Here is a 15,847-nt window from a genome sequence, read left to right on the forward strand (position 1 = left end):
AAGGTTGCGAACCCCTCATCTCAAGACAGGACGCCTCGTTGCGCTATCCTCTCAGCCGCGCTGCCGGCCGTCGTGCCTACCGCGCGAGCGGTTTAGTCCAATGACCCAACGCAGCCTTTAAAGCGGCTCGAAAATCATCTGCCAGCCCTTTCGGGTGTCCATGTGTTCGCGAACCAGCTTGATCCGCTCGCCGGAAAGGACAAAAGCGAAGCAATAGTCATTCTCGTAGGGCTTGCCTCCAGGAAGAGTGGCTCGCATTCGCTCCTCGACGATCACAGTATCGCCATCGGCATGAATGCCCCGAAACGAGATGTCGACGTTCGAGAACAGATGATGCATTTCCGAGGCAATAAACTGTGCGATTTGGTCCGGTCCAATCATGTGGTCGGTGTGTTTGAGAGCGACCGCCGTGGCATTTCCAGGCGGTGCGATCCATTCGGCATCGGGAGTAAACAGCTCCGCGATCAACTGCGCATCACGGGTTTTAAAAGTCTTCCAGGCATTGATGACGATCTCTTTAGGATTCGTGCTGTTCATTTTTGCTTCTCCAAGTGCTCAGCGAAGTTGGACCTTCTCTATAAGAAGGGCGCACCGATATCGTTGGCCGGAATCGGACCTGATCATCTCAGGGCTATTCTTCTGGCTGCGGCCTGCGGTAAAATGAGTCATGCTCAGTTTTGAGGTATGCAACACCGCGCGCTTGCAGCGCGATCCCCGCTATGACGGCCGTTTCTACACGGCAGTGAAGACCACGGGAATCTACTGCCGCCCGGTTTGCCCGGTGAAGCAGCCGTTGACCCGTAACGTGACCTACTATCAAACTGCAGCGGCCGCCGAGGCCGCGGGGTACCGACCTTGCCTGCGTTGCCGTCCGGAGACCGCGCCCTTCTGTGCTGCCTGGAATGGCACGCGTTCGACAGTCGCGCGGGCCTTGAAATTGATCGATGGTGGCGCCTTGGATGACGCTTCGGTTGCCGCACTGGCCGATCGGCTCGGGGTAAGCTCGCGCCACCTTGCGCGTCTGTTCGAACGGTACGTCGGGGCCAGCCCCCAACAGGTCGCGAAGACCAGGCGTGTACAGAGGGCGAAGCGCCTACTTGACGAGACGACTGAACCACTGGCCCAGATCGCCTACCGAGCTGGCTTTGGCAGCGTGCGCCGGTTCAACGCCGTCTTTCGCGAACTCTATGGGCGCTCGCCCTCCAGCATTCGCCACCGCCGCAGAGTCTTCGCCTGAGGTCGGGCATCCCAACGTTGGTCCGCTGTTGGACCCATTGCGGACTAACTGGTCTCGCGCGGTTGTGTTGAAGCTGCTAGACACGTGAAGTGTCGCTGTTCTTACTCTTTTTTTGGACTTTCACTGCTGGGCATTGCCGGATGGGGATTTCAATCCATCGTGGCAGAGCTAGATAGGTCGTGCCTCCCCCGGACGGACGCAATTTCTCGCAAGTTTCAGGTTGAGGCGTTTATCTGGGGGGACCGCGCGCCGTTGGCGCTGAGGCGTCGGTATATCGCAACACAAGCCTGCGCGGTCCCGGCGCTCCTTTGCCTGGCGGCTCTCGTGTGGCTCAACGAGCCGCGCCGCGATGTCCGCGCTTTGGGGGTGATCGCGTTCTGTTTCGTGTCGTTTGTCGTGGCCGCTTCCTTGGCCTGGAAGACTGCCCGAAGCAGCGGCTCAAAATTATCCTGACGGAGGCAACAATGCGTGGCCTGATCTACATTTGGGGCGCGGGAATACCGCTTCTGGTCGGGCTTGAGATATATCTCGCTACGAACGCTCTCCGAAACCTCGCTCCCGGGGTAGAAAGAAAAGACGTAGTATTTCTGAGAAGGTTTGCAGATGGCGGCAGCCCTCCAGGAGGTCGCTCCCCGAAGCATGGCGGACCAGATTTGCTCAGTTGAGTTCTTCGTATGCTGACCCGAAGTGGATGTTGTACTGTTTGCCAATGGCGAGGTGCTTTGGTCCCCCCATCGGACCACGTACGATGGCGCCCGACCCATGAATGATCACCGAAAGATCAAAGTCTTTTTTGAAGTGTTGGGACGGCTCCTGTCGCGAGTTGGGTCTCAAGCGCTGGCCCGTATTGGCGCCGAGTTGGGACCTAAGGAAAAAGTCACGCTGACCAATGGGCTGTACTTCCGCGTCGAACGGTCTGGTTTGACCCTTGTGTCGGTCGGCGCTGGTGAGTGTCAATCGATGAAGCTTTCGGTCGATGAAGCAAAGCAGATATTCTCATCGATCGAGTCCGCGTGCACCAGTCGCGATGTTGTCAAGGTCAGGGCCGGAGAGCTATCTTGGACGACCGATGCTCGGCCGAAATCCAATCCTGAAAAGGTGGTTATCAGGTTCACAGGACCGCTGGGATTCACACGCACGGACGCCAGGCGTAAAGATGTTGCAGCAGCGGTCGTAGAGTTCGCCAACCGATTTGGGTAGAGACAATCCCCCGCAAGGCAGGTCGGCTCTTGGCGCATCTGCGAGCTCGGAGACCTTCCGCTCTCCGGCCGATGTTGACGATGAACCGGAAGTCCAGGCGGCCAGCCGCTCATGAATATACGCCCTACCGCGTCGCCAGCACCACGGCCGCCAGCGTGAACACCAGCGCGGCAATCTGCCCTGCCCCCAGCGGCTCGTGGAGCGCGATCGCGGACGCCACGACGCCGATGACGGGCACCGCCATGGTGCCGATCGCGGCGACGGAAGCCGGCAGGCGCGCAAGGGCAGCGAACCAGCTGACATAGGCGATGCAGAACTGCACCACGGTCGAATAGACCAGGAGCCACCAGCCGACCGGCGTCACCAGTTCCAGATGCGTGGTCTCGATGGCGAGGCCGATGATAGTGATCGGCAGGCAGCCGATCCCGATCTGCCAGGCCGCGGCGGTGATCGGCGGCAGGCGGATCGGGTACTTCTTCGAAAACACCGTGCCGGCGGCGAAGCCGAGCGCGCCGCACAGCGCCATAACGATGCCCGGCAGCTTGTCCGCAGTGGCGGCAAAGCCGTTGCCGCCCATGATCGAGGCCAGGCCGGCAAAGGCCATCACCAGCGCGATGGTGCGCAACAAGGTCGGCCGCTCGCCGAGCACCGGCCAGGCGATCAGCGAGGCCCAGACCGGCATGGTGTAGGCGATCAGCGCCGCTTCGCTCGCCGGCAGCCACAGCAGTGCCAGACCCATCAGCACCATCCAGCCGGTGACGTTGAGGATCGCGGCGGTCACGAGGCGCGGCCAGATCGCGCGCGGGACGCTGAGGCTGTCAGCGCGGATCAGTGCCAGCGCCGCCAGCAGCACCGCGCCGAGCACGCCCGTCGCCCCGCGCAAGGTCAGCGGCGGCAGCTCGGAGAGCAGGAATTTCGTCACCGGCCAATTGAAACCCCAGCCCACCGAGGTGATGGCGAGGAATATCAGGCCGGCCGGGGCGATGCGCGCTCGCAGCACCGGCCGAGTCGAATCAAGCATGTGGGTAGTCCGGCAAAATCGAGGGCAGCTTGGCGCGGATTCGCGCCTCCCACCACCACCCCGGCGGGCATGCCTGCCCTCACCTTCCGTAGCCCTACGTGAGTCCCCCCGAGGCAAGCCCGCGATTCAAAAATATACCTGCCCTGTGAACAGCGGGGTGAAGCCTCAGCGGCACCCCAAGATGCAAATTTTTTCGGTTGGGAATCCCTGAGGACTCACTGATACTTGGCTCAACAACAGGCGCGGGCCTGCCCCCTGTTATCCCCCATAATCCACCATATTTAGTATTTGATTCAGGAACTCGCACTAGTTCTTGACGGGCGTAACGGAGAGTCCTAGTTTTCGATCCGTTCGGCGCGAGTGTGTTTGCGTCCCGCCGGCACTCCCCCAAAGGGTCTGCAAAACAGCACTCCGCCAAGCCAGACAAGGGCAGCGGGATACGGGCTTGTCTGCCCGGCGAGAGCGGACTTTTCGGGCGCCTGAACGGGCTGGAAACAGGCCCGGATGGCAATGGTTGAAGACGTGACGTTGTGGGGCGTTGAACGCATGTCGGGCTCATCCCTTTGGGGCGGATGGGTCTGGACGTGCCGGCGGATGATCGGTGCGCGCATCGAGCAATCGCGTCGGGAGAAAACGGGCCGGGTCTACCGGCTGAGCTGCGATGCCAAGGGCCAGGCGGCCTCGAGCACCGCGAAATGAAATGATGACCCGGCACGCCTGAACGGAGGCGGTCCGGTCAAAGATAGGACGGGGCAAGACCATGCGGATTGAGCGGCGCCACACCACTTCGGGACAGTCACCTTACGCCGGCATCGATTTCCGGCTGACCACGTCGGAGATCAGGAATCCCGACGGCTCGGTCGTGTTCAAGCTCGACAATGTCGAGGTGCCGACCGCGTGGTCGCAGGTCGCCTCCGACGTCCTCGCCCAGAAGTACTTCCGCAAGGCCGGCGTTGCCGCGCGCCTGAAGAAGGTCGAGGAAGAGTCCGTCCCCTCCTTCCTGTGGCGCTCCGTGCCCGACACCGAGGCGCTCGCCCTCCTGCCCGAGAAAGAGCGCTGTGTCAGCGAGCTCTCGGCCAAGCAGGTGTTCGACCGTCTCGCCGGCTGCTGGACCTATTGGGGCTGGAAGGGCAAGTACTTCTCCTCCGACGAGGACGCCCAGACCTTCTACGACGAGCTCCGCTACATGCTGACCATGCAGATGGTCGCGCCGAACTCGCCGCAATGGTTCAACACCGGTCTGCACTGGGCGTACGGCATCGACGGTCCCGGCCAGGGCCATTATTACGTCGACCCCTTTACCGGCAAGCTGACCCGATCGAAATCCTCCTACGAGCATCCGCAGCCGCATGCCTGCTTCATCCAGGGCGTCGGTGACGACCTCGTCAACGAGGGCGGCATCATGGACCTCTGGGTCCGCGAAGCGCGCCTGTTCAAATACGGCTCCGGCACCGGCTCCAACTTCTCGCGCCTGCGCGGCGAAGGCGAACGCCTCTCCGGCGGCGGCCGCTCGTCCGGCCTGATGAGCTTCCTCAAGATCGGCGACCGCGCGGCGGGCGCGATCAAGTCGGGCGGCACCACGCGCCGCGCCGCCAAGATGGTCGTCGTCGACGTCGATCACCCCGACATCGAGACCTATATCGACTGGAAGGTGAAGGAGGAGCAGAAGGTCGCCGCTCTCGTCACCGGATCCAAGATCAACCAGAAGCACCTCAAGGCCGTGCTGAAGGCCTGCGTCAACTGCGAAGGCTCGGGCGACGATTGCTTCGACCCCGAGAAGAACCCGGCGCTGCGCCGCGAGATCAAGCTGGCGCGCCGCAGCCTCGTGCCCGACAACTACATCAAGCGCGTCATCCAGTTTGCCAAGCAAGGCTACAAGGACATCCAGTTCGACGTCTACGACACCGACTGGGATTCGGAAGCCTATCTCACGGTTTCGGGGCAGAACTCCAACAATTCGGTGTCGCTGAAGGACGACTTCCTGCGCGCGGTCGAGACCGACGGCGACTGGAATCTCGTGGGACGCACCACCAAGAAGATCACCAAGACGCTGAAGGCGCGCGACCTCTGGGAAAAAATTGGCTACGCCGCCTGGGCGTCGGCCGACCCGGGCCTGCACTTCAACACCACCATGAATGACTGGCACACCTGCAAGGCGTCCGGCGACATCCGCGCCTCCAATCCGTGCTCGGAATACATGTTCCTGGACGACACGGCGTGCAACCTCGCCTCGGCCAATCTGCTGACGTTCTACGACATCCCCTCCAAGCGTTTCGACGTCGAAGGCTACGAGCATCTCTGCCGGCTCTGGACCATCGTGCTCGAAATCTCGGTGATGATGGCGCAGTTCCCGTCGAAGTCGATCGCCGAGCTCTCCTACGAGTTCCGCACGCTCGGCCTCGGCTACGCCAATATCGGCGGCCTGCTGATGACCATGGGTCTGTCCTATGACAGCAAGGAAGGCCGCGCCATCGCCGGCGCGCTGACCGCGATCATGACCGGCATCACCTACAAGACCTCGGCCGAGATGGCGGCCGAGCTCGGCACCTTTCCCGGCTACAAGAAGAACGCCGCGCACATGCTGCGCGTGATCCGCAACCACCGCCGCGCCGCCCATGGCCAGTCCAACGGCTACGAGGGGCTCAGCGTCAACCCGGTGCCGATGGACCTGGTGTCGTGCCCGCAAGGAGACCTCGTCACCCATGCGCAAGCCGCCTGGGATGCGGCGCTCGACCTCGGCGAGAAGCACGGCTATCGCAACGCCCAGACCACGGTGATCGCGCCGACCGGCACGATCGGCCTCGTCATGGATTGCGACACCACCGGTATCGAGCCCGACTTCGCGCTGGTAAAATTCAAGAAGCTCGCCGGCGGCGGCTATTTCAAGATCATCAACCGCGCGGTCCCCGCAGCCCTTCGCGCGCTCGGCTATCGCGAGAGCGAGATCGCGGAGATCGAGGCCTACGCCGTCGGCCACGGCTCGCTCTCCAACGCGCCCGGCATCAACGCCTCGACGCTGAAGGCCAAGGGCTTCACGGATGAGGCTATCGCCAAGGTCGAGAAGGCGCTGCCGACCGCCTTCGACATCAAGTTCGCCTTCAACAAATGGACCTTTGGCGAAGACTTCATCCGCGACCAGCTCGGCATTGGTGCCGAGGCGATCGCGGCCCCCGGCTTCGACCTGCTCCAGGCCGTCGGCTTCACCAAACGCGAGATCGAGGCGGCCAACGTCCACATCTGCGGCGCGATGACGGTGGAAGGTGCTCCGCACCTCAAGGCCGAGCACTATCCGGTGTTCGACTGCGCCAACCCTTGCGGCAAGGTCGGCAAGCGCTATCTCTCGGTCGAGAGCCACATTCGCATGATGTCGGCGGCGCAGCCCTTCATCTCGGGTGCGATCTCCAAGACCATCAACATGCCGAACGACGCGACGGTAGAGGACTGCAAGTCCGCCTACATGCTGTCGTGGAAGCTGGCGCTCAAGGCCAACGCGCTCTATCGCGACGGCTCCAAGCTCAGCCAGCCGCTCAACTCGCAGCTCATCGCCGACGATGAGGACGAGGACGATGCGATCGAGCATCTCTACGACAAGCCGATGGCGGCACGCACCGCCCAGGTCTCGGAAAAGATCGTCGAGAAGCTGGTCGAGCGCATCATCGTGATGCGCGAGCGCGAGAAGATGCCGGATCGCCGCAAGGGCTACACCCAGAAGGCGGTCGTCGGCGGCCACAAGGTCTATTTGCGCACCGGCGAGTATGACGACGGCCGCATCGGCGAGATCTTCATCGACATGCACAAGGAAGGCGCGGCCCTGCGCTCCTTCATCAACAATTTCGCCATCGCGGTGTCGCTGGGTCTTCAGTACGGCGTGCCGCTCGACGAATATGTCGACGCCTTCACCTTCACCCGCTTCGAGCCGGCGGGCCCCGTGCAGGGCAACGACAGCATCAAGTACGCGACCTCGATCCTCGACTACGTCTTCCGCGAATTGGCTGTGAGCTATCTCAGCCGCTTCGACCTCGCCCATGTCGATCCCAGCGAGACCGGGTTCGACGTGCTCGGCAAGGGCGTCGAGGAAGGCAAGGAGCCGGATGATCACGGCCAGCGCGCCTCCAAGCTGGTGTCGCGCGGCCTCACCCGCTCCCGCACCGACAACCTCGTGGTGATGCGCGGCGGCTCGACCGCGGTCGCGCAAGGCAACGACAGCGCACCATCAGGCGGCAGCAAGGTCACCTCACTCGCCTCGCACGGCGCAGGCCGTGCCGGCGACGTCCTGGAAGGCGCGGTCGCGCTGAAGCAGGAAGTGGCCCACGACCTCTCGCCCACCGAGAAGTTAGAGGCCCTGCAATGGAGCAAGGCCGGCAGCGCCCAAGTCGCAGTGCCCAGCAAGGCCGAGCGCCGCGCAGAAGCCAAGGCCAAGGGCTACGAAGGCGAGATGTGCAGCGAGTGCGGCAACTTCACGCTGGTGCGGAATGGCACGTGCATGAAGTGCGATACGTGTGGAAGCACGACGGGGTGTTCGTGAGGGGCTAGACAGCTAGGATTGCTGAGCCCGGATTTGCCTCGAGCATCTACGAAGGGCGGCCAGAAGGCCGCCCTTTTTTCATTGTCGCCTTGCAACTTATGGTTTTCTATCGATAACTACTTCTGAACGAGGTTGAAATGAGCTTTGGGACACTTGGAGCCCGCGGAGGCGGCAGATCGAGGGATACAGCAGCCGTGACAAAATATGCATTTGTTGATGGTGGCTTTATCGACGCAATGGTGCGGAAGACATCCGAATATTTCGCGATCGACCTCAGTCGTAACAAAATCGATTACCGGGCAATCGCTGGCGGGCATCAAAGAACCCTTTACTACGATGCTTTGCCCGCCCAAAAGGACAATGAATCTGGCGAGGAATACGAACGACGAGTGAAACGCAAGCGAGAACAATTCGAGCTGGTTAATCGCACGCCTTTTATGCACGTTCGAGAGGGGCTGACGCGGGGACAAAACAAGACGCTGCGTCAAAAAGGCGTCGACATCTTACTCGCAATCGACGTTTTCAAACATGCAACGTCTGGCCACATGTCCGAAGCCCACATCATGACGAAGGACCTAGACTTCTTTCCACTTTTTGAAGCATTGCGGGACACCCCTGTAGCAGTGCATTTGCACTGCTATCCGGCCGAGACTTCCAGTGAATTAATGGCGTTGGCTGATGTCGTGGTGCCAGTCAATCCATTCAAGATATTGCAGTGGATGCACCACCAATCGAAGGATAGCTACGTCGAGTGGAACATCGCTTTGGGCGACGTGAATCCTCAGAAGCTATGCATGATCGGCAATTACGAAGGGCTAGACTTCTATATTTGCCAGGACGACGACATGCCGTTCGTTGGTCGCGCCATGGCGTATAATCCTTCGAGCCTGATGCGCTCTAACCGATGGGAGCATATTGTCGACGCCTTTGAGGCCCGCGTCGGCAAGCGTGTCCACCTGGATCAATTGAACCGCTAACTGTAGCTCGCAGGATGGCTGGAGTGCAGCCCGTAGGATGGGTGGAGCGAAGCGATACCCATCGCCGCCAGATCGACAGAAGGGATGGGTTTCGTAAGGGCTCAACCCATCCTACGAGCTCATCAACACCCTGCCGCCGAATTGCCTTTGCGGTCGGGCCCTTCCCTCCTAAACTCTCGTCCTCACCGGCATCGGTTCCGGCGGGCCCGGTAGAAGCGGAGTCAGATTATGCCCAAACCGGAAAGCTTCCCGATCGAGAAGATCTTCGTTCCCACGAAGCAGAAGAAAGCCATCAAGCCCGAGATCGTCGGGGAGATCGCTGAAAGTATGCTGGACATCGGACAACAGGAACCCATTTCCGTCCGGCTCGACGGAGACCGCCTCGTTCTGCTCGAGGGACTGCATCGGCTCGAAGCCTGCAAGGCGCTCGGCGAGACAACCATTATCGGTGTCATCGTCCCGGCGGAGGTCGCTCAACACAAGCCGCAGCTTGCCGAACGGCCCGAAGTCGAGGCAGAGCGCCTCAAGATGGCGCGATTGAAACAGTTGCGCCTGGAGAAGGAAGCCGCGGAGGCATCGATCGCTGGCCGGAAGGGCGTCAACGGAACGGAAGCGCCGCGCACCCGTCCGACGAAAGGCGTTCGCGACAATCCGAAGGCATCACCGGGCCGGACTGCGAAATCGACACCGAAAACATTGTCGGACTGGATCACGCAGCAAAAGGGCCACGGCGGTCGCTATTGATTGTTGGCTCCAGCTCGTAGGATGGGTGGAGCGAAGCGATACCCATCACCGCTCGATCGGCGAGAGATGAAGGGTTTCGTAAGGGCTCAACCCATCCTACGACCTAGAGCTCAACCCAGCCTACGCGCTATCTACGCCCGCCTCACCGTATCTCGCTCATCGACACCTTGGCGGCGATCCCGCTCAACTCGGGCTGTTGCGGTGCGAACTCCTCGTTGGACGATGAGCCTAGCGAGACGTCGACCATCCTGCGCTTGACCTGTTCGCATGTCTTGCGGACGTCTTCGGTGAACAGCGCGCATTCTTCGATGCGCTTGAAGATCTTCCGACCCTCTTCACGATACTCCGCCGCCGTTTCTCGCATGAAGGCGATCGCATCATGGACCTGGGCAGTCAGCGCCTCGCATTTTTGCGCGGCGTCGATCAACTCGGTGCCCATGGCCTCGATCTCTTTTGCAGCGGACTCATAGTCCCGAACGACCGCCTCTGCACTGAGCGCGCCGACGCGCGTCACGCCCGCGGTGTGCTCGACGTAATCAGGCAGAGCAATGGAAGCAAGAGAGCTTCCCGAGCGTATCGATGCAATGTCCTCCTCGAGCTGGACCAAGTTTACTCCGTCCCGCCTGCGCAATTGTTCGACATTTGCCATTATTGATCTCCCATACGCACCCCGAACCCTTAACAGCATCGGGTTTATTACGGGGATAAGCTCCGTTCTACTCTGATGTATCCTTGACAGCCGCAGTTTTGCCGCTTTTTCCCGATTGCCCTATTGCACGCATGGATAGATTTGTCGGCGTTCAACCTCTCCTGGTCGCGGCCGGCGAAGATGGCACGTGCGCCTCGCTAGAAGTCGACCTGTCGAGCAACAGACGCGCCAATACGCACGGTGAAGCGAGCACAGCTCGGATCGCGTGTGTGCGGGCCCGGAACTCGGATCACCTCTCCCCACTCGGAGAGAGGTGCTCCGCGCACAGCCGACCGACGGTGCTCTGGCCGCTGCGCAAAGACCGGCTAGTAGCAAGGCGGGTAAGGTTCGTAGCCGCAGCGGCGATAGCCGCCGTAGGCTCCGTAAGCCCCGTAAGCTGCCGCACCAACCGCAGCAGCTCCGACGCCCACGGCAACTCCGCGGCGCACGGCTGCACCACGATAGACGCCACCGCGATAGACACCGCCGTGATGAACACCAACCCGACCAACCCCGACGCCTCTTCGATAGGCGAAGGCGTCAGTCGAAACAGTCACGATGCAGGCGATGCCAATGATTGCGGATGCGGTAAGTGAAACGATGGTTCGGCGCGACATGTCCACTCTCCTTCCTGGATTGGGACGGTGCGTCAGCGCAATTCGCTAATGAGCGGGTTTGTTGATTTAGAACAATGCGGGCCCTTGCGATCTGGCGGCCGGGTTCATAACGAGACAGCGAAAGTGTCACGCTTTACCTACATAGGGCATGAGCGGGAGCCACACCGCTTTCGGTCATGTACCTGACGCTCGCGACGCATGCCGGTTCGGCAATGCCACGCCCCACCCCCGTGCCCGCGATAATTTCTCGTTCGCACGCGCGTTGGGGGGACAGCGGCGCAACCTCTCCTTCCGGCGATAGGACTGCCGCACTCCGAGGCTGGGCGGCCCCGCCCCTACTTCGTATTGGCCTCGACCGCGTCCAGCAGCGGCATCTCGCGATGCGACTCGCAGAAGCGCGAGAGCTTGTTGCCGTTCTTGTTCAGCGCTTGCGTATCCACGACGGGATTGTTGCGGCGGCCGGCGTAGAACCCGGCGAGCCAGACGTTCACGGTCTGCATGTGGGTGATGCGCTGGGTGATGTACTGGTCGCAGCTGATCTTGGAAACGTCGACCAGCACCTGGGCCTTGGCCGGCACGGCCAGCAGCAGGGCCGCGAAGGCACCAAGGACGATCGCTCTTGTCTGAACCATGTGTTCCTTCCGATGAATGTCTGCACGGTGGCGACGGTCGGGCGCTGCATGCTTGATCCAGATCAAGGGCGCCCGTTGCATACCCCGCGACCGCCCCACCCCGAGGCCTCGCCATAATTTCTCCTTCGCACGCGCGTTGTGTTGGACAGCGGCGAGACCTATCGTTCCGATCGGACTGCCACACTTCCATTGACGCCCGACGGAAGCGAGAGCGCATCGGTGCCCGAGACGAACGACCCCAAACCTGACGACCACAAGCCAGACGCCCCCAAGCCGGACGAGGGGCGCGCCGATGGCGGGCTGGCGCGGGCCTACGACCGGATCAAGAGCGCGGAGCAAGACCTTGCGCGGCTGGACCGGCTGGTTTCCGGAATGGAACGCGGCAGCGAAATCCCAGCGGCCTCGCGAGCAAGCGCCGGTGCGGAGGCTGTCGAGACTCCCAAGGACAAGGCTCCCGAGGCCAAGACTCTCAAGAGCACGGCGCCGGCGCCGGATAGCAGGGTTCGCAGTCAAGGCCTGAGGGGAGATCGGCCCATGCTGCGCGCTTTGGTCGGCCTCGTGCTGGCGATCGGCATTCTCGGCGCCGCCTTCGCTTCGCAATACAGCGATCGGGCCAGGTCTATGACCAAATCGATCATGGCGCGATGGGCTCCGCCGGCCGGGACTGAGCCTCGCCAAGCGTCCGCGGTTGAAACTCCGGCGCAACCGCCGGCGGTGCAACTGGCTGCCGCGGATGAGCCCGGCACGGTGCCCGCGCCGCCGGCCGGCAAGGACACGGAGAGCAATGCAGGGTTTGACGCTTCAAGACCAGCTGCTTCAAGACCCGACGCTCCAACAACGGGCGCCACGACGCCCGACCCCTCGTCGTCCGATCTCGCGCAATCGCTCAAGACCATCACCAGCGAGCTTGCGAACATCAACGGAAAGCTCGAGCAACTGAAAAGCCGCAACGAGCAGACGCTGCGCGAGCAGGCCGACACCATTCAGCAGCTCAAGGCGGCGCAGGAGAAGGATGCGGCGGCCAATGCGCGCCTTGCCGCACAGGTCCAGGCGCTGCAAAAGGAGCTGACGACGTCATCCGCATCGTCATCCGCACCTGCGTCCGCGAAACCCGCCGCGCGTAGCGTGATCACCAACGAGACCGCTGCGCCCGCACGGCCGCACGTGCAAGCGGCCGCACCTCGGCGACCCCGGCCGTCGCGAGGGCCCTGGATGCCCCCGCCCTATATGGTCGATCCCTACTATGGGGATCCGGATTGGTGAGCCCGCGGGGCGGATGAGCTGACGTTACGGAGCCGCCAATCGAAGGCGGCCCCGGATGTTGCGTTGGTGCGGCTAGCGCCAACCGCGATGACGGCCCCTGCTCCAGCCGTAGTGATGACCGCGGCCGCCACGTCCCATGTGACCGTGGCCATGTCCATGGCCTCCGCGCGCGAGAATCACCGGACTGTCGGAGCCAGCGACCAACGTCTCAGCCGCAACGCGGGGCATGGCAGAAGCGGAAAATGTCGACATTGCCGCGATTGCGCACGCGGCAACGCCGATCAACAAATGACGTATCATGTTGGGGATTCTCCAGGAGCCGCGTGATAGCGGCAGAGATGAATGCTTCCGCCGCCCCAGAGTTCCATCGAAACATCAGGGAACGGCAATGAACGCGAGCCCTTCTGCGCCGGCACGCACGCTCGCGGACCGGCATCAATCACGCGGCGAGATCTGAAGCTCCATCAACGCCATGCGCTCCAGGACAGCGGGGTCTCGCTCGCCCTCCTTCGCTGTGCGAAGGATTGTTTCCGCGATCGACCGGACATGCGCGGAGCTGACCGGGGCCGGCAGTGACGCCACCGCCGTGTCCAGCGCAGTTTTCATGATGCCGATGGTTTCAGGCGTAAAAGATGCATTCGAAAAGTCTAACATGCTGGATCCGATCCGGAGGTCATCACGAGCGTCTTTGCCGCGGGCGTCTCACCGGCGCCTGATGCGGCTGCGTGAGCAAGGGTCACCAACGCCGGCCCCAGCTGCCGCGCCAGCTGCTTCCCCATCCACCACCACCGCGCACCAGCCGGACGACGAGGAGCAGCAGGACCGCGCCTACGGTCGCGTTGACGATCGCGCTGATCATGCCGCTGCCGAGATGCACGCCGAGCTGAGGCAACAACCAGCTGCCGACAAACGCGCCCAGGATTCCGATGATGATATCGCCGATGATCCCAAAGCCGGTCCCGCGGACGATCTGGCCCGCCAGCCAGCCGGCGACGAGACCGACAAACAAGATCACCAAAAGGCTTTCGCCGGACATTCTCATTTTGTGACCTCGATCACTTGGTTGAAATGGCTGCTGATCTGCGCAATCCGGTCGACCAGGGCCGTCAGATGTCGCGGTAATGGGTCGTGCTCACCCCGAAGCCTGATCCGAAGGCGGTCTGCTATTTCATGAGAGATCGCCAGGCTGGAGCCGCGGTCGATCTGAATGGCATTGCGAACATGGGGGTTGTTCATGAAGGTTTCCGGTTGATACGCACGGAGGACGCTTCGCGCCGAGTCGCACTCACAACGCGACTGCGGTCTTTAACTCAGGCGAGGATCGGAGGTTCGATCTCGCAACGCTCGGGGATCACTGACACAACAGCCCCATCGAGCAAGAGTTCCTTCCGATTACAACTTATGTTTGAAATTCATCGGTCGCGTACAAGCCAACGCGGGATGCAAAGCTCTTGTTATCGCCGACTCATCTATTTTGCAGCTTTTTCGGATATCGAGGCATCAATCGTCTTTAAACCAGAAATAGAATCGGAACTGCAGCCCGTCGAGACCGTTCGTTCCCATGGCTGACGTTCGTCGGCATCATATTCAAATGAATTGAAAGAGATCAGATGAAACATACTTTGCTGGCTTCCGTCGCCGTTGTGGCGTTGTTCGCTGCGACCGGCACTGCAATGGCTCAAGGCGTCAATCAGGGCGGCGCCAAGGGTGCGGAGTCCCCCGCTGCCGTTTCGCCGAAAGCCGAAACCGCGGCACCGATGAATGCACCCACAGCAAAGGACGCCCCCACCGCGGCACCGCACGGCTCGCCGGCAGCGGCAACGCCGCAGCACGCACAGGGCGCGCCTGACGCAAAGCACTCCGGCGACGTCAAGGCCGATGGCAAGGCGAAGACCACGGAAACAATGGCCCCGGCCACCAGTTCGAAGCCGACTGCCGACAGCAAGACGCCCGGCGAGATGAAGGCGAATGGGATGACCAAGGCGCCCGATTCGGCCACCACGTCGAAGGACGTGAAGACCCCGACCGCCGAGAGCAAGCCTTCGGCGCCCGAGGGCAAGACGACCGGCAATGCCGCTACCACGGCGGTCGCGGCGCCTCCCGCCGAAAAGCGTACCCAGATCACTTCGGCCATCAAGCAGGAGAAGGTCGAGGAAGTCACCAACGTGAACTTCAACATCTCGATCGGCACCACCGTCCCGGCAGGCGTTCGTTATCATGCGATCCCGAGCCGCATCGTCGAAATCTATCCGGAGTGGCGCGGATACGAGTTCATTCTGGTGCACGGCAGGTACGTCATTCTTCGTCCGCACACCCACGAGATCGTCTATATCATCGAGGGCTAAGCGAAATCCGACGGATGACGCGCAAACCGAAAGGGCGGCTTATGGCCGCCCTTTTGTCGTTCGGCCCCACGCGATCATGATGGGTTTCGCAAGGGCTCAATCCGCCCGAACGGCTGCATATCCATTCACCCCTCTCCCAAGCCGAGAATGAAGGTTTCAAGATCGGGCGCGAGTTCGTTTGTGTTCGGGAAATCGGCGAACATGTCGCCACCGTCCACCGGTTCATGCTCGTGATCCCAGTAGAAGACCTGGCCATAACTGTCCTCCTCCAGACTCAGCAGGAACAGGTCGCCGCCGGGATCGGGAGCGAAGGGGCAGCTCAGTCGGGGAATTCGATTCATGCCCCGATACACATCGTAATTGTCGATGACGCCGTAGCTGTCGGTCGGATGCGTCGTGAACAGCACGTCCAAAACGGTGCGGTCGTTGCGCCAAGGCAGCTCGACGCCGCAGCGGTCGAAGCCGCCGCCGTCCGATTGCGCCAGTAGCTCCTTGTAGGGCGCGGGCAACGGCGCACCGATGTGTTGCTCCAGCGCACGGATGGCGTTGGAGGGCGCCGGTGGCCGTCGGTCGTCCATGAGATCCAGATAGTTCATCG

17 protein-coding genes are annotated in these 15,847 nt (G+C 61.8%); 8 read left to right on the top strand and 9 right to left on the bottom strand.

The window, feature by feature from the left end; genetic code table 11:
* Window positions 1-117: 117 nt before the first annotated feature.
* Window positions 118-537 carry a nuclear transport factor 2 family protein gene (locus tag IVB36_RS38040; RefSeq protein WP_247394884.1) on the bottom strand — a complete coding sequence of 140 codons (420 nt, stop codon included), beginning with the start codon at window positions 535-537 and terminating at the stop codon, window positions 118-120.
* 130 nt (window positions 538-667) lie between these two features.
* Between IVB36_RS38040 and IVB36_RS38045 the strand changes: the two genes are divergently transcribed.
* Both IVB36_RS38045 and IVB36_RS38050 read left to right on the top strand, forming a co-directional pair.
* Window positions 668-1,237 carry an Ada metal-binding domain-containing protein gene (locus IVB36_RS38045; protein WP_085353539.1) on the top strand — a complete coding sequence of 190 codons (570 nt, stop codon included), beginning with the start codon at window positions 668-670 and terminating at the stop codon, window positions 1,235-1,237.
* Window positions 1,238-1,999: 762 nt separating this feature from the next.
* On the top strand, window positions 2,000-2,437 hold the full coding sequence (locus IVB36_RS38050; RefSeq protein ID WP_231188560.1) for a hypothetical protein: 438 nt from the start codon (window positions 2,000-2,002) through the stop codon (window positions 2,435-2,437).
* 124 nt (window positions 2,438-2,561) lie between these two features.
* On the opposite strand, the gene IVB36_RS38055 is transcribed toward IVB36_RS38050, so the two are convergent.
* Window positions 2,562-3,458, bottom strand: a complete 897-nt coding sequence (locus tag IVB36_RS38055) for a DMT family transporter (protein WP_085353541.1) — start codon at window positions 3,456-3,458, stop codon at window positions 2,562-2,564.
* Between the two features lie 504 nt (window positions 3,459-3,962).
* On the opposite strand from IVB36_RS38055, the gene IVB36_RS38060 reads away from it, so the two are divergent.
* The 4 genes from IVB36_RS38060 to IVB36_RS38075 all read left to right on the top strand — a co-directional run bounded on the left by IVB36_RS38060 (window position 3,963) and on the right by IVB36_RS38075 (window position 9,704).
* A complete protein-coding gene (locus tag IVB36_RS38060; protein ID WP_026232747.1) occupies window positions 3,963-4,157 on the top strand; it encodes a hypothetical protein in 195 nt (64 codons plus the stop codon).
* Between the two features lie 61 nt (window positions 4,158-4,218).
* Window positions 4,219-7,983, top strand: coding sequence for a vitamin B12-dependent ribonucleotide reductase (locus tag IVB36_RS38065; RefSeq protein ID WP_247394886.1), 3,765 nt, complete (start codon window positions 4,219-4,221; stop codon window positions 7,981-7,983).
* Between the two features lie 194 nt (window positions 7,984-8,177).
* Entirely contained in the window at window positions 8,178-8,960 is a 783-nt protein-coding gene (locus IVB36_RS38070; RefSeq protein WP_247394888.1) for an NYN domain-containing protein, read from the top strand.
* Between the two features lie 228 nt (window positions 8,961-9,188).
* Complete coding sequence (locus tag IVB36_RS38075) at window positions 9,189-9,704, top strand: ParB N-terminal domain-containing protein (protein WP_247394890.1); 516 nt, start codon at window positions 9,189-9,191, stop codon at window positions 9,702-9,704.
* Between the two features lie 142 nt (window positions 9,705-9,846).
* Here IVB36_RS38075 and IVB36_RS38080 read toward each other — a convergent pair whose 3' ends face one another.
* From IVB36_RS38080 to IVB36_RS38090, 3 genes are all read right to left on the bottom strand, one after another.
* Window positions 9,847-10,311: a hypothetical protein gene (locus IVB36_RS38080; RefSeq protein WP_018454509.1), complete on the bottom strand. Its 465-nt coding sequence runs from the start codon at window positions 10,309-10,311 to the stop codon at window positions 9,847-9,849.
* Between the two features lie 407 nt (window positions 10,312-10,718).
* Window positions 10,719-11,009 carry a hypothetical protein gene (locus IVB36_RS38085; protein ID WP_085353546.1) on the bottom strand — a complete coding sequence of 97 codons (291 nt, stop codon included), beginning with the start codon at window positions 11,007-11,009 and terminating at the stop codon, window positions 10,719-10,721.
* Window positions 11,010-11,344: 335 nt separating this feature from the next.
* Entirely contained in the window at window positions 11,345-11,641 is a 297-nt protein-coding gene (locus IVB36_RS38090) for an HdeA/HdeB family chaperone (RefSeq protein WP_247394892.1), read from the bottom strand.
* A 219-nt stretch (window positions 11,642-11,860) separates the two neighbouring features.
* On the opposite strand from IVB36_RS38090, the gene IVB36_RS38095 reads away from it, so the two are divergent.
* Window positions 11,861-12,904 (top strand): hypothetical protein, encoded by a 1,044-nt coding sequence (locus IVB36_RS38095; RefSeq protein WP_085384035.1) that lies wholly within the window; start codon window positions 11,861-11,863, stop codon window positions 12,902-12,904.
* Window positions 12,905-13,339: 435 nt separating this feature from the next.
* On the opposite strand, the gene IVB36_RS38100 is transcribed toward IVB36_RS38095, so the two are convergent.
* From IVB36_RS38100 to IVB36_RS38110, 3 genes are all read right to left on the bottom strand, one after another.
* Window positions 13,340-13,558: a hypothetical protein gene (locus IVB36_RS38100; protein WP_007609614.1), complete on the bottom strand. Its 219-nt coding sequence runs from the start codon at window positions 13,556-13,558 to the stop codon at window positions 13,340-13,342.
* Between the two features lie 82 nt (window positions 13,559-13,640).
* Window positions 13,641-13,946 (bottom strand): GlsB/YeaQ/YmgE family stress response membrane protein, encoded by a 306-nt coding sequence (locus IVB36_RS38105; protein ID WP_085353548.1) that lies wholly within the window; start codon window positions 13,944-13,946, stop codon window positions 13,641-13,643.
* Window positions 13,943-14,140, bottom strand: a complete 198-nt coding sequence (locus tag IVB36_RS38110) for a hypothetical protein (RefSeq protein ID WP_085353549.1) — start codon at window positions 14,138-14,140, stop codon at window positions 13,943-13,945. Before IVB36_RS38110 ends, IVB36_RS38105 begins: the two co-directional genes overlap by 4 nt.
* A gap of 374 nt (window positions 14,141-14,514) precedes the next feature.
* On the opposite strand from IVB36_RS38110, the gene IVB36_RS38115 reads away from it, so the two are divergent.
* Window positions 14,515-15,249 (top strand): DUF1236 domain-containing protein, encoded by a 735-nt coding sequence (locus IVB36_RS38115; protein ID WP_247368612.1) that lies wholly within the window; start codon window positions 14,515-14,517, stop codon window positions 15,247-15,249.
* A gap of 125 nt (window positions 15,250-15,374) precedes the next feature.
* Here IVB36_RS38115 and IVB36_RS38120 read toward each other — a convergent pair whose 3' ends face one another.
* Entirely contained in the window at window positions 15,375-15,845 is a 471-nt protein-coding gene (locus IVB36_RS38120; protein ID WP_018454516.1) for an SMI1/KNR4 family protein, read from the bottom strand.
* Window positions 15,846-15,847 lie beyond the last annotated feature (2 nt).

Source organism: Bradyrhizobium sp. 35 (genome assembly GCF_023073215.1).
GTDB lineage: Bacteria > Pseudomonadota > Alphaproteobacteria > Rhizobiales > Xanthobacteraceae > Bradyrhizobium > Bradyrhizobium canariense_D.